20 protein-coding genes are annotated in these 22,793 nt (G+C 65.5%); 15 read left to right on the forward strand and 5 right to left on the reverse strand.

Features of this window, described 5'->3' with window-relative positions; translation table 11 throughout:
• Positions 1-82: 82 nt before the first annotated feature.
• The 7 genes from ACTTAG_RS05195 to ACTTAG_RS05225 all read left to right on the forward strand — a co-directional run bounded on the left by ACTTAG_RS05195 (position 83) and on the right by ACTTAG_RS05225 (position 9,091).
• Positions 83-2,050, forward strand: a complete 1,968-nt coding sequence (locus ACTTAG_RS05195) for a putative bifunctional diguanylate cyclase/phosphodiesterase (protein WP_444464474.1) — start codon at positions 83-85, stop codon at positions 2,048-2,050.
• Positions 2,051-2,178: 128 nt separating this feature from the next.
• Positions 2,179-3,387 carry a tryptophan synthase subunit beta gene (trpB, locus tag ACTTAG_RS05200; protein ID WP_444464475.1) on the forward strand — a complete coding sequence of 403 codons (1,209 nt, stop codon included), beginning with the start codon at positions 2,179-2,181 and terminating at the stop codon, positions 3,385-3,387.
• Between the two features lie 161 nt (positions 3,388-3,548).
• Entirely contained in the window at positions 3,549-5,285 is a 1,737-nt protein-coding gene (locus ACTTAG_RS05205; RefSeq protein ID WP_444464476.1) for a calcium-binding protein, read from the forward strand.
• Between the two features lie 194 nt (positions 5,286-5,479).
• Complete coding sequence (gene cysK / locus ACTTAG_RS05210) at positions 5,480-6,454, forward strand: cysteine synthase A (RefSeq protein WP_444464477.1); 975 nt, start codon at positions 5,480-5,482, stop codon at positions 6,452-6,454.
• A 216-nt stretch (positions 6,455-6,670) separates the two neighbouring features.
• On the forward strand, positions 6,671-7,507 hold the full coding sequence (gene cysT / locus ACTTAG_RS05215; RefSeq protein WP_444464478.1) for a sulfate ABC transporter permease subunit CysT: 837 nt from the start codon (positions 6,671-6,673) through the stop codon (positions 7,505-7,507).
• Complete coding sequence (cysW, locus tag ACTTAG_RS05220) at positions 7,500-8,363, forward strand: sulfate ABC transporter permease subunit CysW (protein WP_444464479.1); 864 nt, start codon at positions 7,500-7,502, stop codon at positions 8,361-8,363. The genes cysT and cysW overlap by 8 nt, the downstream gene beginning before the upstream one ends.
• A gap of 8 nt (positions 8,364-8,371) precedes the next feature.
• Positions 8,372-9,091, forward strand: a complete 720-nt coding sequence (locus ACTTAG_RS05225) for a sulfate/molybdate ABC transporter ATP-binding protein (RefSeq protein ID WP_444464480.1) — start codon at positions 8,372-8,374, stop codon at positions 9,089-9,091.
• Between the two features lie 361 nt (positions 9,092-9,452).
• On the opposite strand, the gene ACTTAG_RS05230 is transcribed toward ACTTAG_RS05225, so the two are convergent.
• The 4 genes from ACTTAG_RS05230 to ACTTAG_RS05245 all read right to left on the reverse strand — a co-directional run bounded on the left by ACTTAG_RS05230 (position 9,453) and on the right by ACTTAG_RS05245 (position 12,044).
• A complete protein-coding gene (locus tag ACTTAG_RS05230; RefSeq protein ID WP_444464481.1) occupies positions 9,453-10,151 on the reverse strand; it encodes a hypothetical protein in 699 nt (232 codons plus the stop codon).
• Positions 10,152-10,214: 63 nt separating this feature from the next.
• Positions 10,215-11,603 (reverse strand): PucC family protein, encoded by a 1,389-nt coding sequence (locus tag ACTTAG_RS05235; protein WP_444464482.1) that lies wholly within the window; start codon positions 11,601-11,603, stop codon positions 10,215-10,217.
• A gap of 93 nt (positions 11,604-11,696) precedes the next feature.
• On the reverse strand, positions 11,697-11,873 hold the full coding sequence (locus ACTTAG_RS05240) for a light-harvesting protein (RefSeq protein ID WP_444464483.1): 177 nt from the start codon (positions 11,871-11,873) through the stop codon (positions 11,697-11,699).
• 21 nt (positions 11,874-11,894) lie between these two features.
• Positions 11,895-12,044, reverse strand: coding sequence for a light-harvesting protein (locus ACTTAG_RS05245; protein ID WP_097068188.1), 150 nt, complete (start codon positions 12,042-12,044; stop codon positions 11,895-11,897).
• Positions 12,045-12,860: 816 nt separating this feature from the next.
• Between ACTTAG_RS05245 and ACTTAG_RS05250 the strand changes: the two genes are divergently transcribed.
• Positions 12,861-14,192 (forward strand): NAD(P)-dependent oxidoreductase, encoded by a 1,332-nt coding sequence (locus ACTTAG_RS05250; protein WP_444464484.1) that lies wholly within the window; start codon positions 12,861-12,863, stop codon positions 14,190-14,192.
• Between the two features lies 1 nt (position 14,193).
• The gene (gene preA / locus ACTTAG_RS05255) at positions 14,194-15,495 is read left to right on the forward strand and encodes an NAD-dependent dihydropyrimidine dehydrogenase subunit PreA (RefSeq protein WP_444464485.1); all 1,302 of its coding nucleotides are present in this window, start codon (positions 14,194-14,196) and stop codon (positions 15,493-15,495) included.
• Between the two features lie 266 nt (positions 15,496-15,761).
• Here preA and ACTTAG_RS05260 read toward each other — a convergent pair whose 3' ends face one another.
• On the reverse strand, positions 15,762-16,046 hold the full coding sequence (locus ACTTAG_RS05260; RefSeq protein ID WP_444464486.1) for a helix-turn-helix domain-containing protein: 285 nt from the start codon (positions 16,044-16,046) through the stop codon (positions 15,762-15,764).
• Positions 16,047-16,349: 303 nt separating this feature from the next.
• Between ACTTAG_RS05260 and ACTTAG_RS05265 the strand changes: the two genes are divergently transcribed.
• From ACTTAG_RS05265 to ACTTAG_RS05290, 6 genes are all read left to right on the forward strand, one after another.
• Positions 16,350-17,600 carry a Zn-dependent hydrolase gene (locus ACTTAG_RS05265; RefSeq protein WP_444464487.1) on the forward strand — a complete coding sequence of 417 codons (1,251 nt, stop codon included), beginning with the start codon at positions 16,350-16,352 and terminating at the stop codon, positions 17,598-17,600.
• An 83-nt stretch (positions 17,601-17,683) separates the two neighbouring features.
• Positions 17,684-19,135 carry a dihydropyrimidinase gene (gene hydA, locus ACTTAG_RS05270; protein ID WP_444464488.1) on the forward strand — a complete coding sequence of 484 codons (1,452 nt, stop codon included), beginning with the start codon at positions 17,684-17,686 and terminating at the stop codon, positions 19,133-19,135.
• Positions 19,136-19,141: 6 nt separating this feature from the next.
• A complete protein-coding gene (locus tag ACTTAG_RS05275) occupies positions 19,142-19,933 on the forward strand; it encodes an ABC transporter ATP-binding protein (RefSeq protein WP_444464489.1) in 792 nt (263 codons plus the stop codon).
• 93 nt (positions 19,934-20,026) lie between these two features.
• Positions 20,027-20,890 carry an ABC transporter permease gene (locus ACTTAG_RS05280; RefSeq protein WP_444464490.1) on the forward strand — a complete coding sequence of 288 codons (864 nt, stop codon included), beginning with the start codon at positions 20,027-20,029 and terminating at the stop codon, positions 20,888-20,890.
• Positions 20,887-21,735 carry an ABC transporter permease gene (locus ACTTAG_RS05285; RefSeq protein ID WP_444464491.1) on the forward strand — a complete coding sequence of 283 codons (849 nt, stop codon included), beginning with the start codon at positions 20,887-20,889 and terminating at the stop codon, positions 21,733-21,735. Before ACTTAG_RS05280 ends, ACTTAG_RS05285 begins: the two co-directional genes overlap by 4 nt.
• 47 nt (positions 21,736-21,782) lie before the next feature.
• The gene (locus tag ACTTAG_RS05290; RefSeq protein WP_444465200.1) at positions 21,783-22,763 is read left to right on the forward strand and encodes an ABC transporter substrate-binding protein; all 981 of its coding nucleotides are present in this window, start codon (positions 21,783-21,785) and stop codon (positions 22,761-22,763) included.
• The last annotated feature ends 30 nt before the right edge of the window (positions 22,764-22,793 follow it).

The raw sequence follows: 22,793 nt of genomic DNA on the forward strand, positions 1-22,793 counted from the left end.
GCACGATTTTTCGATCCGCCTTCAGCCGCTGGTTACCATTTGCGGTCATGATCCGGTCGACTGTCTGCAAAGAAAGATTGCCGTGTTGCGTCTGATCCACTCCCTGCTGGCCCGGATCGGGGCGGTGCTGACCAAGCACCCCAGCCCCGAAGACGTCGCCAGCGTGGTGCATGGCACCCCCGCGGGGGTCATCGTCACGGTGATCAACGCGCTGATCTATGCGCTGGGCTCGCTGGAATGGGGGGGCGATGCCTTTTTGCTGATCTGGATCGGCGCGGTGATGGCGCTGGGGCTGACGCTGGGGCGGATGTCGAAACGCGCCGCCGGGCGCAAGGTCACCCGGGTCTCGGCGCGGGCGGCGCGGCGGCTGATCGCGACCTCGGTCTTGCTGGCCACGCCCTGGGCGGTGCTGCCGCTGCATGTGCTTGGCCTGCATGGCGCGGGCGAGCCGCTGATCGTGCTGCTGGTCTGCACCGGAATGCTGGCGGGCGGCGCCTTCATGCTGCACCGCGCCTTTGTCGCCGCCCTCGCCTTCGAGGGGACGATCCTTGCGGCGGTGATCCTGTCCTTTCACCTTGGCGGCTGGGCGCAGGCCTGGACGGTGACGCTTTATGCGCTCGTCTATGGTGCCTTCCTGGCCTATTTCGCCTTTCGCATCGGCGAAACCGCGCGCCAGCGCGACGACTCGCTGGCGGCGCTGTCGCGGGCGGTGCACAGCCTGCGTCAGGCGCGCGACGAAAACTACCTGCTGGCCAATATCGACGACACCACCGGCTTGCTGAACCGCAAGGCCTTCAACGCCCGCCTGGCCGAGGCGGTGGCCCGCCAGCGTGCCAGCGGTCAGGGCTTTTCCCTGCTGCTGATGGATCTTGACCGGTTCAAGAACGTCAACGACCTGTTCGGCCATGGCGTCGGCGACGACCTTCTGGCCGAGATCGCCCGGCGGCTGCGGGCCACCCTGCCCGCGGGGGATGTGATCGCGCGGCTGGGCGGCGACGAATTCGCGGTGATCCTCGCCGAGGTGGCCGATCCCGCGCAGATCCGTCCGATTGCCGGGCGCCTGCTGGCCGCCTTTGATCAGCCCGCCCATCTGGCCGGGCGGCGGGTGCATCCGGGGGCCTCGATCGGGGCGGTGATCTGCCCCAACGACGCCGCCGATCCGGTCGAGCTGCTGCTCAAGGCCGATCTGGCGCTGAACCGCGCCAAGGAGACCGGGCGCGGCCAGTGCCTGCTGTTTGACGAACAGCTGCGTCGCCGGGTGATCGAAAGCAACCGGATCGAAGCGGGCCTGCGCGAGGCGCTGGAAGGCGAGCAGCTTTATGTGCAATATCAGCCGAAGATCGCGCTGACCGATGGCCGCCTGCTGGGCGCCGAAGCGCTGGTGCGCTGGCGCAGGCCCGATGGCTCGGCCATTGCCCCCGACAGTTTCCTGACCATCGCCGCCGAACGCGGCCTGCTGCCCAATCTGTCGCGCCGCATCGCCGAAACGGTGGCGGCCGATCTGCAGGGCTGGCGCGGCGCGGGCCTTTGTCCGGGCAAGATCGCGCTCAACATCCATCCCGACGACATCAAATCGCCCGAATTGCTGCTCGACACCATCGCCATGTTCGAGGCCGGGGGGATCGACGGCCGCGACCTGCTGCTTGAAATCACCGAGGGCTGTTTCGTCGGCCGCGGCACCGACATGGCGATCAGCCTGCTCGATGCGCTGGCCGATCGCGGCTATGAACTGTCGCTCGATGATTTCGGCACCGGCCATGCCTCGCTGGGCGATCTGAAGAAGGTGCCGGTGGCGGAGCTGAAGATCGACCGCAGCTTCATCGCGGGCCTGTCCTTCCGCCGCGAGGATCGCGCCATCGTCGCCGCCATCGCCGAGATCGCCCGCGGCATGGGCATCCGCTCGGTCGCCGAGGGGGTGGAGGACGAGGAGCAGCGGGCGGTTCTGGTCGAGCTGGGCGTCGATGTCGGGCAGGGCTTCCTGTGGTCGAGCCCGATGGATGCCGCCGATTTCGCCCGCTTTCTGGCCCGCGACGCCCGCCGCAGCGGTTGACCCCCGGTTGCGGCGATCCGCCCCCCGGGCCCCTTTTCGCAAGATCCCGGCTGTGGCGCTTTCGCGCCTTGCCCTGCGTCCCGGTTCGGCGTCAAATCCCGCCCGGCAAGACCCTGGGAGGACCGAGGATGACATCCTATCTCAAGACGACACCGGACAAGGACGGCTGGTTTGGCAGCTATGGCGGGGCGATGCTGCCGCCGCCGCTGGAACCGCATTTCAAGGAGATCCGCGAGGCCTATGCGAAGATCTCGAAATCGGCCGATTTCATCGCCGAGCTGCGCCATATCCGCAAGCATTTCCAGGGCCGGCCGACGCCCGTTTCCTATCTGAAGAACCTCTCGACGCTGTGCGGTGGCGCGCAGATCTATGCCAAGCGCGAGGATCTCAACCATACCGGCGCGCACAAGCTCAACCATTGCATGGCCGAGGGGCTTTTGGCGAAATTCATGGGCAAGACCAAGCTCATGGCCGAGACCGGGGCGGGGCAGCACGGGGTCGCGCTGGCCACGGCGGCGGCCTATTTCGGGATGGAGTGCGAAATCCACATGGGCGAGATCGACATCGCCAAGGAGGCGCCGAACGTCACCCGGATGAAGCTTCTGGGCGCGACGGTGGTGCCGGTCTCCTTTGGCGGGCGCTCGCTGAAAGAGGCGGTGGACAGCTGCTTCCAGAGCTACATTTCCCAGGCCGAGACCGCGCTTTTCGCCATCGGCTCGGTGGTGGGGCCGCATCCCTTCCCGATGATGGTGCGCAATTTCCAGCATGTCGTGGGCGTCGAAGCGCGCGAGCAATTCCTTGAAATGACGGGGGAATTGCCCGACATGGTGGCGGCTTGCGTCGGTGGCGGCTCGAATGCGATGGGGATTTTCTCGGGCTTCATCGACGATGCTTCGGTCAGCCTGCACGGGGTCGAACCGCTCGGCACCTCCTCGAAGCTGGGCGAGCATGCGGCAACGATCTCCTTTGGCGAGGATGGCGACATTCACGGCTTCCGCACGCTGGTGCTGAAAGATGCCAATGGCGAGCCCGCGCCGGTGCATACGGTCGCCTCGGGGCTGGATTACCCCGGCGTCGGCCCCGAACATGCGCATCTGCACAAGATCGGCCGGGTGCATTACACCACCGCCGACGACAAGGAGGCGCTGAAGGCCTTTTACGCGCTGTCGCGGCACGAGGGGATCATCCCGGCGCTGGAAAGCGCCCATGCCGTGGCTTTCGCGATGCGCGAGGCGGCGGCCCATCCGGGCAAGTCGATCCTGATCAACCTGTCGGGCCGGGGCGACAAGGACATCGACTATGTCACCCAGACCTACGGGTTCGGCAGCGATCTGTGACGGAATGGCGCGTCGGGGCCCGACCCCGGCGCGCGGCTGTGCGCCAGTGCAAGGGCGCCCGGCTTGACGGCTTTTCGCGCCGGGCGGATACTTGAGGTGTTTTGCAGGGCCCGCCATGGCTTCCGCGGGCGCTTTTCCAATCTTGCCCAGCGAGGTTCGTCATGACCAGCACATCCGGCACGTTGATTGCGAGCATGCGCCTTTACGGGGGCTACACGCCCCCCGACACCGATCCGCCGCCGGTGATCGCCGCGATCGGGGATGACACGCTGACCGGCGGCCCCGGCAATGACACGATCGACGGGCTGTCCGGCAATGATCTGCTGCACGGGATGGGCGGCAACGATTCCCTGATCGGCGGCCCGGGCAATGACACGCTGGCGGGCGACGAGGGGGCCGATACGCTGATCGGCGGCACGGGCGACGACACCTATATCGTCATCGACACGCTGGATACGCTGACAGAGGCGGCAGGGGGCGGCACCGATCTGGTGGAAAGCGCGGTCACGCTGACGCTGGGGGCCCATCTGGAACGGCTGACCCTGACCGGCACGGCGGCGATCAACGGCACCGGCAACGATCTGCACAACCTGCTGACCGGCAATGCGGCGGCGAACCGGCTGGAGGGCGGGCTGGGCTCCGACACGCTGGACGGCGGGGCGGGGGCGGACACGCTTCTGGGCGGGGTCGGCAATGATGTGTTCCTCACCGACGGGCTCGACACGCTTGTTGAAGCGGCCAATGGCGGCATCGACCGGGTGCGCAGCACCGCCACGCTGACGCTGGGGGCGCAATTCGAAAACCTGGAGCTGATCGGCACGGCGGCGATCGACGGCACCGGCAACAGCCAGCGCAACGGGCTGACCGGCAACGAGGCCGCCAATGACCTGAGCGGGCTGGGCGATATCGACTCGATCTGGGGCAATGGCGGCGATGACACGCTGCGCGGCGGCACCGGGGCGGATTCGCTTTACGGCGGTGCCGGGGCCGATCTGCTGATCGGCGGCGCCGATGACGACAGCTATTTCACCGATGGCGCCGACCGGCTGGTCGAACAGGCGGGCGGCGGCGTCGATCTGGTGCTGTCCACGGTGTCGTTCACGCTGGGGGCGCATCTGGAAAACCTGCGCCTGACCGCGATCACCGGCGATCTGAACGGCACCGGCAATGGCCTTGCGAACGGGATCGTCGGCAATGGCGGGGCGAACCGGTTGCGCGGGCTGGCGGGCGATGACACGCTGGACGGGGGCGGCGGCGCCGATACCTTGCAGGGCGGCGAGGGCGATGACACCTATCACACCGACGGACTTGATCTGATCAGCGAGGCGGCGGGGGCCGGGCGCGACACCGTCCGGGCCCGGGTCGATTACACGCTGGGCGCCAATCTGGAAAACCTGGTGATGGCCGCCACCGCCGCGGTGGTCGGCACCGGCAACGGGCTGGACAACCAGATCACCGGCAATGTCTCTGCCAATACCCTGTCCGGGCGCGGCGGGGCGGATACGATCGACGGTCTGACCGGCGATGATACGATCCGCGGCGGGCTGGGCGCGGATCTGCTGACCGGCAATCTTGGCGCCGATACCTTCGTCTATGCCGCGACCGGCGAAAGCGGCGGCGCCAATCGCGATACGCTGACCGATTTCACCCATGGCATCGACCGGATCGACCTGCATCTGATCGACGCCAATACCGCGCTTGGGGGCAATCAGGCTTTCGCCTTCATCGGCACCGTCGCCTTTGGCCATGTGGCGGGGCAGCTGCGCTATGTGGTGACGACGGTCGACGGCCTGTCGCAGATCCGGCTGCAGGCCGATACCGATGGCGACGGGCTGGCGAATCTGGTGATCCTGCTTGACGGGGCGACTCTGCTCTCGCAGGCGGATTTTGTTCTTTGAATCGGGGGTCGTGACGGGGATTGACGCGTTCTGCGCGGTTTTGCCGCCGCTTTCTTGGGATAATTTCCTTTCGTGCGGCGGCGGCAAAACACCATTCTCCCGAAGTTCGGCCGCTTTCAGGACGGCGGGTTTTAGCCCCTTTTCAACCGCCTTCGGGCGTGGTCGATAGGGGGACCACATTCGGGGAGAGGCAGATGACCACGGTTTTCGAAGACAATTCGCTGTCGATCGGCGGCACGCCGCTGGTGAAGCTGGGACGGCTGGGGCAGGGGCTGGGCGCCACCGTCTTGGCCAAGATCGAGGCGCGCAATCCGGCGGGCTCGGTCAAATGCCGGATAGGCGCGGCGCTCATTTGGGACGCCGAGGAACGCGGCATCCTGACGCCGGGCAAGGAAATCGTCGAGCCGACCTCGGGCAATACCGGGATCGCGTTGGCCTTTGTCGCCGCCGCGCGGGGGATTCCGATCACGCTGACCATGCCCGAAACGATGAGCCTTGAGCGGCGCAAGCTGCTGCTGGCTTACGGCGCGAAACTGGTGCTGACCGAGGGGGCCAAGGGCATGGCGGGCGCCATCGCCAAGGCCGAGGAAATCGCGGCCTCCGATCCGAAATATGTCCTGCTGCAGCAGTTCAGGAACCCGGCCAACCCGGCCATTCACGAACGCACCACCGGCCCCGAGATCGCGGCGGCGACCGGCGGCAAGATCGACATTTTCGTGGCGGGCGTCGGCACCGGCGGCACGATCACCGGCGTCAGCCGCTATTTCAAGAAAACGCTGGGCCATGCGCTCACCTCGGTCGCGGTTGAACCTGCGGCGAGCCCGGTGCTCAGCCAGACCCGGGCGGGCGAGCCGGTGAAGCCCGGTCCGCACAAGATTCAGGGCATCGGCGCGGGTTTCGTGCCCGAGGTGCTGGACCTGTCGCTGGTCGATGCGGTGGAGCAGGTAACGAACGAGGAGGCGGTGGCGGTGGCGCTGCGATTGGCGCGCGAGGAAGGCATTCTGGCCGGGATTTCCGGCGGCGCGGCCACGGCGGCGGCGCTGCGGCTGGCGGCGCGGCCCGAAAACGCGGGCAAGACCATCGTGCTGATCCTGCCCGACTCGGGCGAGCGCTACCTGTCCTCGGTGCTGTTCGAGGGCGTCTTCGACGGCACCGGCGCCCCGGCCTGATCCTTTTCCCCCATCTTTTCAAAGGCCCTGCCCCGGCGGGGCCTTTTTCTTTGCCCCAGTCCTTCTTGACCCACGTCCTTCTTGGCCCGAGTCGCGGCGGGGCAGAGAATAAAATTCTATATTCACGACAAAGAATGACGTGATTTATCCCTTTCAATCCCGACTTCCGCGGTAGATATTTTGGAAATGACATGGCTCACAGAAAGGACCGCCCCGATGCCGCGCCCGCTGATCCACCGCTCGCCGATGCCGGGGCTGAGGCTGTCGATGGGGATCACGCTCACGATGCTGTCGCTCGTCGTGCTGGCCCCGATCGGCGCACTGCTCGCACAAGGGGCGAGCTACGGGCTGGACGGCCTTTGGGCCACGGTGAACCGCGAACGGGTCTGGGCGGCGCTGGAACTGTCGTTCCGGCTGTCGTTCTTCGCGGCGCTGTTCAACCTGGTCTTTGGCGTCGCCTTGGCCTGGGTACTGGTGCGCTATGATTTCCCCGGCCGCCGTCTGGTCGATGCCGCGGTCGATCTGCCCTTTGCCCTGCCCACCGCCGTCGCGGGCATCGCCCTGACCACGCTTTACGCGCCGAACGGGGTCTTTGGCGCCTTGGCGAAAGAACTCGGGCTGAAAATCGCCTATACGCAAGGGGGCATCTTTCTGGCGCTGATCTTCGTCGGCCTGCCGTTCGTCACCCGCACCGTGCAACCGGTGATCGAGGAGATCGACCGCGAGGTCGAGGAAGCCTCGGCAACGCTGGGCGCCACCCGGTTCACCACCCTGCGCCGGGTGATCGCGCCGATGCTGCTGCCCGCCGCGCTGACCGGCTTTGCGCTGTCGCTCGCGCGGGCGGTGGGCGAATACGGCTCGGTCATCTTCATTGCCGGAAACATCCCGCTGAAAACCGAGATCGCGCCGCTTCTGATCGTGATTCAGCTCGAAGAATTCAACTATGACGGCGCCGCCGCCATCGGCATCGCCATGCTGGTGATCAGCTTCGCGATGCTGCTTGCCATCAACCTGATCCAGATCTGGAGCCGCCGGAGGATTGGCGATGTCTGACGCAGCCGAACGCAACTGGCGATCCGCCACCGATGAAACGCCGCTGGTGCGGGGGCTTCTGATCCTGGCCGCCGTGGCCGGGATGGCGCTTCTGGTCGCGGCGCCCCTGCTGACCGTCTTTGTCGAGGCGCTGGCGAAGGGCTGGTTTGCCGCGCTCAAAAGCCTGGGCAACCCCGATGCGCTCTCGGCCATTCGGCTGACGCTGCTGATTGCCGCGCTGTCGGTGCCGCTCAATGCCGTCTTCGGCATTGCCGCGGCCTGGTTCATCACCCGCTTCGAGTTTCGGGCCAAGGCCTTCCTGATCACCCTGATCGACCTGCCGTTTTCAGTGTCTCCGGTCGTGGCGGGGCTCTGCATCGTCTTGATGTTCGGGGCCAATTCCGCGATCGGCGGCTGGCTGGTGGCGCAGGGCTATCCGATCGTCTTTGCCCTGCCCGGGATCGTGCTGGCAACGATGTTCGTCACCTTCCCCTTTGTCGCGCGCGAGCTGATCCCGGTGATGATCGAGCAGGGCTGCCAGGAGGAAGAGGCCGCGCTGACGCTGGGCGCCTCTGGCTGGCGGGTCTTCACCACGGTGACGCTGCCGAAGATCCGCTGGGCGCTGCTTTATGGCGTGCTTTTGTGCAACGCCCGCGCGATGGGGGAATTCGGCGCCGTTGCGGTGGTGTCGGGCAAGATCCGCGGCCAGACCGCGACGATGCCGATCACCATCGAGATGCTTTACAACGAATATCTCTCGGTCGCGGCGTTTTCGCTGGCCGGGCTGCTCACCGCGCTCGCGCTGGTCACGCTGCTGGTCAAGACCGTGCTGGAACTGCGCCACGCCGACGAAATCGCCGCCACCCACCGCCATTGAGGGACATGATGGACATCGACATTCAGGACATCTCGAAGCTCTTTGGCACCACGGCGGCGCTGCATCCGGTGTCGCTGACCATCCCTTCGGGGGCGCTGGTGGCGCTGCTCGGCCCCTCGGGCTCGGGCAAGACGACGCTTCTGCGCATTCTGGGCGGGCTCGAATTCCCGACCTCGGGGCGGGTGCTGTTTGACGGCCAGGACGCCACCAATCTGCGGGTGCAGGATCGCCGCGCGGGCTTCGTGTTTCAAAGCTATGCTTTGTTCCGGCACATGACGGTGTTTGAAAACATCGCCTACGGGCTGCGCGCCCGGCCGCGGGCGGAGCGGCCGCCGAAGCTGGAGATCGCCCGGCGGGTGGCGCGGCTTCTGGAGCTGATCCAGCTGCCCGAGATCGGCGCGCGCTATCCCAGCCAGCTCTCGGGCGGGCAGCGCCAGCGCGTGGCCCTGGCCCGGGCGCTGGCGATCGAGCCGCGGATGCTGCTTCTGGACGAACCCTTCGGCGCGCTGGATGCCAAGGTCCGCAAGGAGCTGCGTCAGGGGCTGCGCGACATTCACGACGCCACCGGCCTGACCACGGTCTTCGTGACCCATGATCAGGAAGAGGCGATGGAACTGGCCGATATGGTGGTGGTGATGTCGATGGGCCGGATCGAGCAGATCGGCCGCCCCGCGGACATCCGCGCCCGCCCGGCAACCAGTTTCGTGCGCGATTTCATCACCGCGTAAGGGTGGGAGCGGGCGGAGAAGGAAAGGCATCGCCTTTCCCCGCCCGTAGCGCTCTCGCCCGTTGCACGACCGTATCCGCAAGCGTGACAGAGGCCGGCGCCTGCCCCGGCGGGCGAGAAGCGCCCGCCATGGGCGGGGCGGGCGCTGGCCGGGACGCTTTGGCGCCCCGGCGGTCCCGGGGCCAATGTCCCCGCATGACCTCGGCGATGGCCTCGGCCAAGACCGGCGGCCAAGACTCGCGGGCAGGGCAGGGGAGCCGAAATAAAAGACGCCCGCCTGTTCGGACCTTCCAGAGAAGGGCGGACAGGCGGGCGCAAACCCGAGGAGTGCAGGGGCGGTCAATGCCGCCCCTTGTCAGTGATCAGCGACGCTGAATGGTCGCCAGGCCGAAGGTGTTCGAGAAGGGCAGGAAGTCGCCCGGGATCACGTTCGATTGACGCGGCGTGTCTTTCAGCAGCGGGGCTTTCCAGAACTTCGCCGATTGCGCCGGAGCGTCAGCCGGAAGCAGCTTGACCTTCGGCGCGGTGGTTTTCACCAGCGGCGTCGGCCAGAAGTCTTGCGACATGAACTTGGTGCCTTCGTAGACGTTCTTCTTGCGCGGGGTGTCGAGCAGAAGTTTCCAGCCAAAGCGCTCCGAGAAGGCGCCGGGCTTTTCGTCGGCCTTGCAGGGTTGCGGCAGGAAGATGTGCCGGTGGTCTTTCATGATGTTGTCAGTCATTTCAGATGCGTCCTCACAGGTGAACTCTTCGGTTGCGTTCTCGACCGCGACCACCGCTGCGCGAGCAGTGATGGCGCGCACGAGTTTCGCCGCGCCGAGCGGCTTGTAGTTGACTTTCGCCACGAGCGCGGCAGCGCCGCCGGCGACACGTTCGGCATAGCCCGCAGCCGCGCTGGAATGCACGCCGGCGGACTTGAGGGCTTCGGCCAAGGCAGCGCCCTTCTTGCCGTCGGCGACGACGACCTTCAGAGCGCGTTTCGGGATACCTTCACTTTTCAGTTGTCTTGCGATGTCGCAAGCCGTTTCTTCATCGGCATAAAGCCGTGTGATCACCGTCGTCATGCGTCCTCCTCGGGTTCAAGGGCATTCTTCAGTCACGTCGTGGTGTCTTGTCCGATCCTCGTCTCATCGTCCCCCGCGCCGTGCCAGCGGAACCGCAAAGGCGATGGCGACGATCAGGATCAAGGCCTCGAGGGCAAACACCGTATTGTAAGGCCCCGCCACGCCGGACCCGAAGGCCCAAGGCAGGGCAACCAAACCGTCCCGAACCACCCCCGCAAGCGCGACGCCGACACCGGCAGCCGTCGCCTGCACCGCACCCCAGGCCCCCAGCGCCAGGCCGATCCGGTCGGCGGGCGCGGCGCGCATGGTCGCCGTCAGCGTGGCATGGCCGAACAGGCCGATGCCAAGACCGATGGCAAAGGTGCCCCCAAGGAACAGCCAGATACCGCCTTGGCTGATCAGCGAGGACAGAATGATGGCAGCAAACCCGGGAACCCCCACCAGTGCACCCAGCACCGCCAAAGGCATCGGCCTTGCCCCGTTCCCCAGCACACGGGACGCGGTGCCGAACCCGACAAGCGTCCCCAGCGCAAAGAGCGCGGTCAGTTTCGTCGTCTCCCCGACGGTCAGGTTCAGCGCCTGACCCCCATAGGGTTCCAGCAGCACATCGGCCATACCGAAGCCGAACGTGCCCAGCGCGATCACGGTCAGCAGCGCGCGCATCCCCGGCCGGGCCATCAGCAGGCCAAGGGCCTCCTTGAAGGTCGGGTGCACCGCCTGCTCCATCTGCCGGGCGCGTTCCCGGCTGATGGATTCCTGTTTCCACATCGCAGCCATGTTCAAAACGACACTCATCAACGCAGTGCCCTGGATCACCTGGATCAGGCGGCCCGGGGTGTAGTCCGCCAGCAACGCCCCATAGGTGAGCGCGCTGACCACCATGCCGAAGAGCAGCATCACATACATGAGGCCGACAACCTTCGGTTGGTCTTCCTCCTCGACGAGGTCGGTGGCAAGGGCCAGACCGGCGGTCTGGACGATGTGGACACCGGCCCCCACGAGGAGGAAGGCAAGGGCTGCCGCACTCATCCCGATCCAGCGCGGCGCGTCGACGGATTCTCCGAACCCCGACAGCACCAGAAGCGCGAAAGGCATGATGGCGAACCCGCCGAATTGATAAATCGTTCCCTTCCAGATCCAGGGCGCGCGACGCAGCCCCAGAGCCGACTTGTGGGTGTCGGACTTGAAGCCGATCAGCGTGCGGAAAGGTGCGAACAGCAACGGCATCGCCAGCATCACGGAGACGAGGGAGGCCGGAACCGCCAGCTCGACGATCATCACCCGGTTGAGGGTGCCCGCGAGCAGCGTCATCGTCATCCCGACAGTGATCTGAAAGAGCGAGAGTCGCAGCAACCGCGAAAGCGGAACCTCTTCACTCGCAACATCGGCGAAGGGCAGGTACTTCGGAGCGTGCCGCGCCAGGTTCTTCAGAGCAAAAGCACGGTAGCCCATCGTCCAGCCGCCCGTCGGAGAGAGAGTGCAAGGGGCTCGGCCCCGGAGAAATGGGCCCACCGACAGGTGCCGGTGGGCCCAAAGGTCAATGCGTCACTGAGCGACGGCGACGACCGCGGTCATCGGGGTGCCGTTCCAGTAGTTCGCGAACCAGGTGGTGTTGGTCAGCAGGCCGGCGTGCACGATCAGAGCGGCAACCGCAACGGCGCCGAGCATCAGCGGGATACCGGTCGAGGGTTTGACGACGGTCCAGAGTTTGGCGTTGTTCATCGTATATTCTCCTCTACCCGATTAACCGAGCCACGGCGTGGCGATGGCCGAGAGGATGTGCGCAACAAGCGCCATCGCCCCGAACACACGGGTGCCGTCGATCAGGTAGCTGTGGATTTCTTCAGCTTCTTTCAGCGTCAGGCCGCTCGGCCCAGCTTTATCGTCAGTCATTGTCCCGAATCCTCCAAAACTGGGATCATTGGGAACGTTGAAGGAACTCTCTCACTTAAGTTCGAGCCCCGTCTCAGCGCCCCCCCGCTGCCGGACCGTCTGTGATCCGACCTCGTGAGACGCACTATGGGAGCCCAAGTGTCGGCGATCAAGTGTAAAGTCGGGCTGACACTGCGGCAAATTCGGCCACCCCCGGGGGGCGCAAAACCCCAGTGAAAACAGGTGTCCAAGACGTATCTTTGAGCGATTCCAGGGGTGCTTCGGCCCCCCCGTCCGGGGCTGCGGCAGGGGGGTGCGACAGGGCGCAAGCGCCATGCTGCAAAGGGGGTTTCCGCATTGCGGCGGCGCGGCGCGGGGTGGCGGGCGGGGCGGCCGAAACCGGGGTTCGGATCCAGCTTTCCGCCGGAATGGGGCTTGAACTGTGCCAGGCTGTCGCAGCTTGCCGGTCCGGACCCCGGTTCCGGGGTCGGACGGGCTGTCGCAGGCAACCGAAATTTTCGGGTCGAAATGTCGCGCCGTTTTTACCGGCCGTGAGGGGTTGAAAGCCCCCGACCGGCTTCCCACCTCGCCCGATTGGAGAGTTGCGCCGCGCTTGCGGCCGATTCCCGGGCCGAATCTGCCCCGACTCCCGGCGCGAAAAGCGGTCTTTTGCGGCCTGCGCCGAATCTCTGACCACACTTCGCGCCCTCGAAGCCCATTCCTTGGGCAGATGCCCCGTGGCTTCGCAACTTCTGCGACGGGTCTTTATTTTACCTATTGATAAAATTTCGGATCGTGGCAGCCTTTCGGGCAAGAACAAAAGCCAGGGAGGTCCAAGTGACCACAAGCCAATACCGGCCCGGGGTGCATCCCGGGCGACTTTCGCCTGCGGCCTATTGCGAGGCCTTTGCCGATGTGGCGCCACCCTTGAACGCGCATCAGGCGCAGGTGGCCGCCGCGCGCTGCTATTTCTGCGCCGAAGCGCCCTGCACCACGGCCTGCCCGTCCGATATCGACGTGCCGCTGTTCATTCGGCAGATCCTGACCGGCACGCCCGAGGCGGCGGCGCAAACGATCCTGTCGCAAAACATTCTGGGCGGCATGTGCGCCCGGGTCTGTCCGACCGAAACCCTGTGCGAGGGCGCCTGCGTGCGCGAAGCGGCCGAGGGCAAGCCGGTCGAGATCGGCGCGCTGCAGCGCTTTGCCACCGACACGCTGCAGGCGTCGGGCAAGCATCCCTTCACCCGCGCGCCGCGCACGGAAAAGTCGGTCGCCGTCGTGGGCGCGGGGCCTGCGGGTCTGGCCTGCGCGCATCGGCTGGCGATGCTCGGCCACGAGGTCACCGTTTATGACGCGCGGCTGAAGCCGGGCGGGCTCAATGAATATGGCATCGCCGCCTACAAGGCGCCGGGCGGTTTTGCGGCGAAAGAGGTGGCCTGGCTTCTGCAGATCGGCGGCATCGCGGTGCTGGAGAACTGGAAGCTTGGCCGCAACGGGTCGGTGGCGGATCTGCTGGAAGACCATGACGCGGTGTTTCTGGGCATGGGTCTTGCGGGGGTGAATGCGCTGACGATCCCCGGCGCCGAACATGCCACCCCCGCGACCGAGTTCATCGCGCATCTGCGTCAGGCCGAGGATCTGGCAACGGTTCCGGTCGGTCGGCGCGTCGTGGTGATCGGCGGCGGCATGACCGCGGTCGATGCGGCGGTGCAGGCGAAACTTCTGGGCGCCGAGACGGCCTCGATCGTCTATCGCCGCTCGCAAGCCGAGATGCCCGCTTCGCGCCATGAACAGGAGCATGCGCAAAAGAACGGCGTGCGGATCGTGCCGAACGCCGCGCCCGTGGCGATCCGCAAGGATGAGCAGGGGTTCGAGGTCGAGTTCGCCCGCACCGAAACGCGGGATGGCAAGCTGGTGCAGCTTGACGACACCTTGCGGATCAAGGCCGATCAGATCTTCACCGCGATCGGCCAGACTTTGGGGCCGGTGCCTGAAGGCCTGACGATTTCGGGCGGCAAGATCGAGATCGACGCGCGGGGGCGCACCGGGCTTTCGCATGTCTGGGCGGGCGGCGATTGCGCCTCTGGCGGCGAAGATCTGACGGTGACGGCCGTTGCGCAGGGTCGCGATGCGGCCGAAGACATCCACGCTTTTCTGATGGGGGCCTGAGATGGCGAACCTGACTTCGACATTCCTTGGCATCAAATCCCCGAACCCGTTCTGGCTTGCTTCGGCGCCGCCGACCGACAAGGAAGTGAACGTGCGCCGCGCCTATGAGGCGGGCTGGGGCGGTGTCGTCTGGAAGACGCTGGGCCTTGACGGCCCGCCGGTGGTGAACGTCTCCGGCCCGCGCTATGGCGCGATTCACGGGCCCGATGGCACGCTTCTGGGGCTCAACAACATCGAGCTGATCACCGACCGGCCCTTGGAGGTGAACCTGCGCGAGATCAAATCGGTCAAGCGCGATTACCCGGACCGGGCCTTGGTCGTGTCGCTGATGGTGCCCTGCGACGAGGACAGCTGGAAAGCGATCCTCGCCCGGGTCGAGGAAACCGAGGCCGACGGGGTGGAACTCAACTTCGGCTGCCCGCATGGCATGGCCGAGCGCGGCATGGGCGCGGCGGTGGGGCAGGTGCCTGAATACGTCGAAATGGTGACGCGCTGGGTGAAGCAACATTCGCGCATGCCCTGCATCGTCAAGCTGACGCCCAATATCTCGGACATCCGCAAACCGGCGGAAGCGGCGAAGCGCGGCGGGGCGGATGCGGTCAGCCTGATCAACACGATCAACTCGATCACCTCGGTCGATCTGGATCTGTTTGCGCCAGAGCCGACGATTGACGGCTTTGGCACCCATGGCGGCTATTGCGGCCCGGCGGTGAGGCCCATCGCGCTGAACATGGTGGCCGAGATCGCCCGCAACCCGGCGACGCGCGGCCTGCCGATTTCGGGCATCGGCGGCGTCACCACCTGGCGCGATGCGGCCGAGTTCATGGCCTTGGGCGCCTCGAACGTGCAGGTCTGCACCGCGGTGATGACCTATGGCTTCAAGATCGTCGAGGAGATGATCTCGGGCCTGTCGGACTACATGGACCGCAAGGGCCTGACCGAGACGCGCGAGATCGTCGGCCGCGCCGTGCCGAAGGTGACCGACTGGCAGTATCTGAACCTGAACTACACCACCAAGGCCAGCATCGCGCAGGAGGATTGCATCAAATGCGGCCGCTGCCACATCGTCTGCGAGGATACCTCGCATCAGGCGATCACCATGGCGGCCGACCGCACGGTGACGGTGAAAGAGGAAGAGTGCGTGGCCTGCAATCTGTGCGTCGAGGTCTGCCCGACGAACTGCATCACGATGCGCGAGTTGGCCGAGGGCGAGCTGGATCTGCGGACGGGCAAGCCGGTCAGCGACTATCTGAACTGGACCGGGCATCCGAACAACCCGATGGCGACCACCAGCGGGAAGTGAGGCGTTTTACCTGACCTTGGTTCGGGCGGATCAGGAAAGGCACGGCCTTTCCCCGCCCGTATCGCAACGGCTTTGCCGGGACCGTATCCGCGAAGCGCGACAGAGGCCGGCGCCTGTGCCCTTCGGGCGAGAAGCGCCCGCCGAGGGCGGGGCGGGCGCTGGCCGGGACGCTTCGGCGCCCCGGCGGTCATCGGATCAATGCTCCGCGTGACCTCGGCGATGGCCTCGGTCAGGGATGTGTTTCAAGACCGCTGCGGCTTGCGTCCTTACGACGCCAACGCCTGTTTCACCGCTTCGGGGGCGGTCTCGATCACCCGCAGCAGCACGGCGGCCGGGCCGCTGATCGCGCGCTGGCCCTGTTCCCATTTGCGATAGCCCGACAGGCTCATGCCCATCATCGGCGCCATCTGCGCCTGCGTCAGACCCATCTTGCGCCGCAACTCGACCGGGTTGATGCGCTCCTGCCGGATCGGCTCGAAAGCCGCGCCGCCCTCGTAAAAGGCCGCGCTGCGTTCGAGCGCCTCCCAGAGGTCGCTCTCCATCTCTTCCATGCCTGCCTCGTCCTTGACTGCTCTGCCGTTCCGGCCGCGGGATTTTCCCTTTTGACCGGTCCCCGGGGCCTTCGGCGCCTTCTGGGTGCGATGACGCTAGCCCCATCGGCCGCGCCGATCAAGCCGCCGCTTGGCCGCGCCCAAAATTCGGGCAACCGCCTGTGTCCTTGGCGCCAAGCGGCCCGCAAGGCACGGGTTCCCCATTGACCGGGGCGGGGAAGCGTGGCCTCTTTCCTCTGACCAATCGGTCAGAAAACGAGTCGCAAGAGGGCAAAGCCCCGCAGACGACAGGGAGACAGCCAGATGCCATCACCCGGAGAAAACCTCCGTATCAATTCCGCGCGCCTGTGGGACAGCCTCATGCAGATGGCCAAGATCGGGCCGGGCGTCGCGGGGGGCAACAACCGCCAGACCGTGACCGACGCCGACGCCGAGGGCCGGGCGCTGTTCAAAAGCTGGTGCGATGCGGCGGGGCTGACGATGGGCCTTGACCGGATGGGCAACATGTTCATGCGCCGCGAGGGCACCGACCCCGAGGCCTTGCCCGTCTATATCGGCTCGCATCTGGACACCCAGCCGACGGGCGGGAAATACGATGGCGTTCTGGGGGTTCTGGGCGGGCTCGAGGTCATTCGCACGATGAATGACCGCGGCATCCGCACGAAACACCCGGTCGTGGTGACGAACTGGACGAACGAGGAAGGGGCGCGGTTCGCGCCCGCCATGCTGGCTTCGGGCGTTTTTGCGGGCATCCACAGCCTGGATTATGCCTATGCGCGCAAGGATCTGGACGGCAAGAGCTTCGGCGAAGAACTGGCCCGGATCGGCTGGCTCGGTGACGAAGAGGTGGGCGCGCGCAAGATGCAGGCCTATTTCGAGCTGCACATCGAGCAAGGCCCGATTCTTGAAGCCGAGGCGAAGACCATCGGTGTGGTGACGCATTGCCAGGGGCTGTGGTGGCTTGAATTCACCCTGACCGGGCGCGAGGCGCATACCGGCTCGACGCCCATGGGGATGCGGGTCAATGCGGGCCTTGCGATGGCGCGGATCATGGAAATGGTGCAAGAGGTCGCGATGGCTGCCCAGCCCGATGCGGTGGGCGGTGTGGGGCAGGTGAAATTCAGCCCCAATTCGCGCAACGTTCTGCCCGGGACGGTGATTTTCACCGTGGATATCCGCAGCCCCGATCAGGCGAAACTGGACGGGATGCGGGCGGAGATCGAGCGCCGCGCCGCCGCGATCTGCGAGGATCTGAAGGTCGGCTGCGCGGTCGAGGCCGTGGGCCATTTCGACCCGGTCACCTTCACGCCCGAACTGGTGGGGCGCGTGCGCGCCGCGGCCGAGAAGCTCGGTTACACGCATCGCAACATCATTTCGGGCGCCGGGCATGACGCCTGCTGGGCGGCCAAAGTCGCGCCGACGACGATGGTGATGTGCCCCTGTGTCGACGGGCTGAGCCATAACGAGGCCGAGGAGATCTCGCCCGAATGGGCGGCGGCGGGGACGGATGTGCTGTTGCATGCGGTTCTGGAAACCGCCGTCGTCGTAGACTGACCGCGCGCCGGGGGCTTTGCGCCCCCGGACCCCCGCAGGATATTTGAGCCAAGGTGAAAGCAGGCGCTTTCAGGGAGTTGGACATGACCACAGTCATCAAGAACGGAACCATCGTCACCGCCGATCTGACCTACAGGGCCGATGTGGCGATCGAGGGCGGGCAGATCATCGCGATCGGGCAGGGGCTGACGGGCGACACCGTGCTGGACGCCACCGGCTGCTATGTGATGCCGGGCGGCATCGACCCGCATACGCATCTGGAGATGCCCTTCATGGGCACCTATTCGAGCGATGATTTCGACAGCGGCACCCGCGCGGCGCTGGCGGGCGGCACGACGATGGTGATCGACTTCGCGCTGCCCAATCCGGGGCAGGGGCTGATGGATGCGCTGCAGCAATGGGACAACAAATCCGCCCGCGCGCATTGCGACTATTCCTTCCATATGGCGGTGACCTGGTGGGGGCAGCAAGTCTTTGACGAGATGCCGAAAGTCGTTGAACGCGGCATCACCTCGTTCAAGCATTTCCTCGCCTACAAGGGCGCCTTGATGGTGAATGACGACGAGCTTTTCGCCAGTTTCAAACGCTGCGCCGAGATCGGCGCCATCCCGATGGTGCATGCGGAAAACGGCGATATCGTTGCCGAAATGTCGGCGAAACTGCTGGCCGAGGGCAATGTGGGCCCCGAGGCGCATGCCTATTCCCGACCGAGCCAGGTCGAGGGCGAGGCGACGAACCGCGCGATCATGATCGCTGACATGGCCGGCGTGCCGCTGTACGTCGTGCATACCTCCTGCGAGGAAGCGCATGAGGCGATCCGGCGGGCGCGGATGCAGGGCAAAAGGGTCTGGGGCGAGCCTTTGATCCAGCATCTGACGCTGGATGAAAGCGAATATTTCCACCCCGACTGGGACCATGCGGCGCGGCGTGTGATGTCGCCCCCGTTCCGGGCGAAGCACCATCAGGACAGTCTTTGGGCCGGGCTGGCGGCGGGGACGCTCTCTTGCGTTGCCACCGACCATTGCGCCTTCACCACCGAGCAAAAGCGGTTCGGTGTCGGCAATTTCACCAAGATCCCGAACGGCACCGGGGGGCTGGAGGACCGGCTGCCGATGCTCTGGACGGCGGGGGTGAACACGGGGCGGATCACGATGAACGAATTCGTCGCCGTGACCTCGACCAATATCGCCAAGATCATGGGGATGTATCCGAAGAAGGGCGCGGTGCTGGTGGGGGCCGATGCCGATCTGGTGGTCTGGGACCCCGAGGCGACAAAGACAATTTCCGCGACCAGCCAGCAATCTGCGATTGATTACAACGTCTTCGAGGGCAAGGAGGTGAAGGGCCTGCCGCGCTACACTTTGAGCCGCGGGATGGTTGCGGTTGCAGACGGAAAGGTGCAAAGCCGCGAGGGCCACGGGCAGTTCGTGGCGCGTGACCCGAACGGGTCGGTGAGCAAGGCGCTGAGCACCTGGAAGGACCTGACCGCCCCCCGCCCGGTGGTGCGCGCGGGCATTCCGGCCAGCGGCGTGTAAGCAAGGATGACCGAAGACGTGAAAGCCCCCGTGATATTTGCCAAGGATCTGAACCTGGTCTTTCAGACGAATGACGGTCCGGTTCAGGCGCTGAAAGACGTGAACCTGTCGATCGAGCGGGGCGATTTCGTCAGCTTCATCGGTCCTTCGGGCTGCGGCAAGACCACCTTCCTGCGCTGCATCGCGGCGCTGGAACACCCGACCAGCGGCACGCTGACGGTGAATTCGATCCCGCCCGAGGAGGCGCGCAAGGCCCGCAGCTATGGCTATGTGTTTCAGGCGGCGGGGCTCTATCCTTGGCGCACGATTGCGGGAAATGTGAAACTTCCGCTGGAAATCATGGGCTATACCAAAGCCGAACAGGATGCCCGTGTTGAAAAAGTGCTATCTCTGGTGGACCTGCAGGGCTTTGCGAAGAAGTTCCCCTGGCAGCTTTCGGGGGGGATGCAGCAGCGCGCCAGCATCGCCCGGGCGCTGGCTTTCGATGCGGATATCCTCTTGATGGACGAGCCCTTCGGCGCGCTCGACGAGATCGTCCGCGACCGGCTGAACGAGGAGCTTTTGAAGCTTTGGGCGCGGACCGGCAAGACCATCGGCTTTGTCACCCATTCGATCCCCGAGGCGGTTTACCTTTCAACCAAGATCGTCGTGATGTCGCCGCGTCCGGGACGGATCACCGATGTGATTGAAAGCACCCTGCCGCGGGAACGCCCGCTGGATATCCGCGACAGCGAGGAATTCCTGAAGATTGCCCATCGCGTCCGCGAGGGGCTGCGCGCGGGGCATGCCTATGATTGAGCGCCGCGCATCGGGACCGCTGTCGGACGGGGGGCTGTCTGCCCCCCGCACCCCCCGAGGATATTTGAGGCAAGATAAAGGGGGGGCGCAGGCATGAGGTCGATCCTTCCGATCCTGACGGTTCTGAGTGCCATTGTCGCGCTGTGGTATGGTGCGGCGGTGATGCTGAACAAGCAATGGACCTATGATCAGGCCGCGCGCGCCGGGGTGACGGTCACCACCGCGCAGATGCTGGCCGATACGATGGCGCAGGAGCGCCCCGTCCTGCCCGCGCCGCATCAGGTGGCCAAGGGGCTTTGGGACGGGTTTGCGGGGCAAAAGATCACCTCGAAGAAAAGCCTGGTGCTGCATTCCTGGATCACCTTTTCGGCGACGATGGCGGGCTTTGCGCTGGGCACGGCGGCGGGGATCTTGCTGGCCGTGGGCATCGTGCATTCGCGCGCCATGGATATGAGCGTGATGCCCTGGGCAATTGCCAGCCAGACGATCCCAATCCTGGCGATTGCGCCGATGGTCATTGTCGTGCTGGCATCTTTGGGTATCAAGGGCTTGATTCCAAAGGCGATCATTGCCGCTTACCTGAGCTTCTTCCCGGTGCTGGTGGGCATGGTCAAGGGGCTGCGGGCGCCCGACGGGATGCAGCTCGACCTGTTGCGCACCTATAATGCCAGCGGGGCGGAGACGTTCTGGAAGCTGCGGCTGCCGTCTTCGATGCCCTATCTGTTTGCCTCGCTGAAAGTGGGCATCGCCGCCGCGCTGGTGGGCACGATCGTGGCCGAACTGCCTGCGGGGGCGTCACAGGGGCTTGGCGCGCGGCTGCTTTCGGGCAGCTACTATGGCCAGACGATCCAGATCTGGTCGGCGCTTTTTGCCGCCGCGATCCTGGCCGCGGGGCTGGTGATGATCGTCGGGCTGATCGAGGGCCGGGTTCTCAAGCGCATGGGGATGGTGAAATGAGCGCGGTCGGTTGGGGGGCGATCCTGTTCTGGGGCGTCGCGATGGCGCTGAACTTCCATCTGGCGGAGCGGTTTCCGAATTCCCGCCCGGTCCGCAGTTTCGTGGCGACGCTGTTCGGTGTCACGCTGCTGGTGCTGTGGCAGGGGCTGGTGCGGGGGCTGGATGTCAGCCCCGTCATCCTGCCCGCGCCGAGCGACATTGCCGCCGCGATTGCCGGCAACCTGCCGCTTTTGTGGGGGGATTTCGTGCAGACGATCCTCAAGGGCGCGCTTTCGGGCTATCTGATCGGCTGCGGCGCGGCGGTGGTGGTGGCGATTGCGGTGGACCGCTCGCCCTTCCTGCAACGCGGGCTTTTGCCGGTGGGCAATTTCGTCGCCGCCCTGCCCATCGTCGGCATCGCGCCGATTCTGGTGATGTGGTTCGGCTTTGACTGGCACTCGAAGGCCGCCGTCGTCGTGGTGATGGTGTTCTTTCCGGTGCTGGTGAACATGGTCGCGGGGCTGGCCGCAACGGATGCGCTGAGCCGCGATCTGATGGCGACCTGGTCGGCCAGTTACAGCCAGAGCCTGATCAAGATGCGCCTGCCCGCGGCCTTGCCGTTCCTGTTCAACGGCTTGAAGATCGCCACCACGCTGGCGCTGATCGGCGCGATCGTTGCCGAGTTTTTCGGCTCGCCCACCCGCGGCATGGGGTTTCGCATCTCCACCTCTGTAGGGCAGCTTGATCTGGCGCTGGTCTGGGCCGAGATTGCGGTGGCGGCGCTGGCGGGATCGGGCCTGTTCGGGCTGATCGCGATGATCGAGAAGGCGGCGACCTTCTGGCACCCGTCGCAGCGCGCAAGATGAGTTCAACCAACCGGGCAGAAGTCCCGGATGCAACAGGAGAGACGATGATGAAAAAGATGATGCTGGGGGCGGCGGCACTGGCGCTGATGGCGGGCGCCGCCTCGGCCGAAGAGGTCAAGCTGCAGCTGAAATGGGTGACGCAGGCGCAATTCGCGGGCTATTATGTCGCTGCGGAAAAAGGCTATTTCGAGGAAGAGGGGCTTGAGGTGACAATCCTGCCGGGCGGGCCGGACATTGCCCCCGAACAGGTGATCGCGGGGGGCGGTGCCGATGTGATCGTGGACTGGATGCCGCCCGCCTTGGCCGCGCGCGAAAAGGGGCTGAAGCTGGTCAACATCGCGCAGCCTTTCAAGCATTCGGGCATGATGCTGACCTGTCTGAAGGAATCGGGCGTCGCCACCACCGCCGATTTCAAGGGCAAGACGCTGGGCGTGTGGTTCTTCGGCAATGAATATCCGTTCCTGAACTGGATGTCGAAGCTGGGCATTCCGACGACGGGCGGGGCCGAGGGCGTCGAAGTGCTGAAACAGGGCTTCAACGTCGATCCGCTGTTGCAAAAGCAGGCCGCCTGCATCTCGACGATGACCTACAACGAATATTGGCAGGTGATCGATGCGGGGATCAAGCCCGAGGATCTGGTGACCTTCAAATATGAAGACGAGGGCGTCGCGACGCTGGAAGACGGGCTTTACGTCATGGAGGACCGGCTGGCCGATCCGGCCTTCAAGGCGACGATGGTCAAGTTCGTCCGCGCCGCGATGAAGGGCTGGAAATATGCCGAGGCGAACCCGGACGAAGCCGCGATGATCGTTTTGGAAAACGACGAGACCGGGGCGCAGACCGAGACCCATCAGAAACGCATGATGAGCGAAGTGGCGAAGCTGACGGCGGGCTCGAACGGGGCGCTGGATGTGGCGGATTACGAGCGCACCGTGGCGACGCTGATGGGCGGCGGCTCGGATCCGGTGATCACCAAGGCGCCCGAGGGGGCCTATACGCTTGAGATCACCAACGAGGCGCTGAACTAAGCCAACCGGAAAGGGCGCCTGCGGGCGCCC

This window comes from Rhodobacter capsulatus (assembly GCF_052363185.1).
In the GTDB taxonomy this organism is placed as follows: Bacteria; Pseudomonadota; Alphaproteobacteria; order Rhodobacterales; family Rhodobacteraceae; genus Rhodobacter; species Rhodobacter capsulatus_E.

Bases quoted from the DNA above. Each gene is read 5' to 3' on its own strand.
- ACTTAG_RS05240 (WP_444464483.1), bottom strand. From the start codon at position 11,873: ATGAACAACGCCAAACTCTGGACCGTCGTCAAACCCTCGACCGGTATC.
- ACTTAG_RS05225 (WP_444464480.1), top strand. From the start codon at position 8,372: ATGGACATCGACATTCAGGACATCTCGAAGCTCTTTGGCACCACGGCG.
- ACTTAG_RS05235 (WP_444464482.1), bottom strand. From the start codon at position 11,603: ATGGGCTACCGTGCTTTTGCTCTGAAGAACCTGGCGCGGCACGCTCCG.
- cysT (WP_444464478.1), top strand. From the start codon at position 6,671: ATGCCGCGCCCGCTGATCCACCGCTCGCCGATGCCGGGGCTGAGGCTG.
- ACTTAG_RS05290 (WP_444465200.1), top strand. From the start codon at position 21,783: ATGAAAAAGATGATGCTGGGGGCGGCGGCACTGGCGCTGATGGCGGGC.
- ACTTAG_RS05265 (WP_444464487.1), top strand. From the start codon at position 16,350: ATGCCATCACCCGGAGAAAACCTCCGTATCAATTCCGCGCGCCTGTGG.
- ACTTAG_RS05275 (WP_444464489.1), top strand. From the start codon at position 19,142: ATGACCGAAGACGTGAAAGCCCCCGTGATATTTGCCAAGGATCTGAAC.
- preA (WP_444464485.1), top strand. From the start codon at position 14,194: ATGGCGAACCTGACTTCGACATTCCTTGGCATCAAATCCCCGAACCCG.
- ACTTAG_RS05260 (WP_444464486.1), bottom strand. From the start codon at position 16,046: ATGGAAGAGATGGAGAGCGACCTCTGGGAGGCGCTCGAACGCAGCGCG.
- trpB (WP_444464475.1), top strand. From the start codon at position 2,179: ATGACATCCTATCTCAAGACGACACCGGACAAGGACGGCTGGTTTGGC.
- ACTTAG_RS05230 (WP_444464481.1), bottom strand. From the start codon at position 10,151: ATGACGACGGTGATCACACGGCTTTATGCCGATGAAGAAACGGCTTGC.
- ACTTAG_RS05245 (WP_097068188.1), bottom strand. From the start codon at position 12,044: ATGACTGACGATAAAGCTGGGCCGAGCGGCCTGACGCTGAAAGAAGCT.
- cysK (WP_444464477.1), top strand. From the start codon at position 5,480: ATGACCACGGTTTTCGAAGACAATTCGCTGTCGATCGGCGGCACGCCG.
- hydA (WP_444464488.1), top strand. From the start codon at position 17,684: ATGACCACAGTCATCAAGAACGGAACCATCGTCACCGCCGATCTGACC.
- cysW (WP_444464479.1), top strand. From the start codon at position 7,500: ATGTCTGACGCAGCCGAACGCAACTGGCGATCCGCCACCGATGAAACG.
- ACTTAG_RS05205 (WP_444464476.1), top strand. From the start codon at position 3,549: ATGACCAGCACATCCGGCACGTTGATTGCGAGCATGCGCCTTTACGGG.
- ACTTAG_RS05285 (WP_444464491.1), top strand. From the start codon at position 20,887: ATGAGCGCGGTCGGTTGGGGGGCGATCCTGTTCTGGGGCGTCGCGATG.
- ACTTAG_RS05280 (WP_444464490.1), top strand. From the start codon at position 20,027: ATGAGGTCGATCCTTCCGATCCTGACGGTTCTGAGTGCCATTGTCGCG.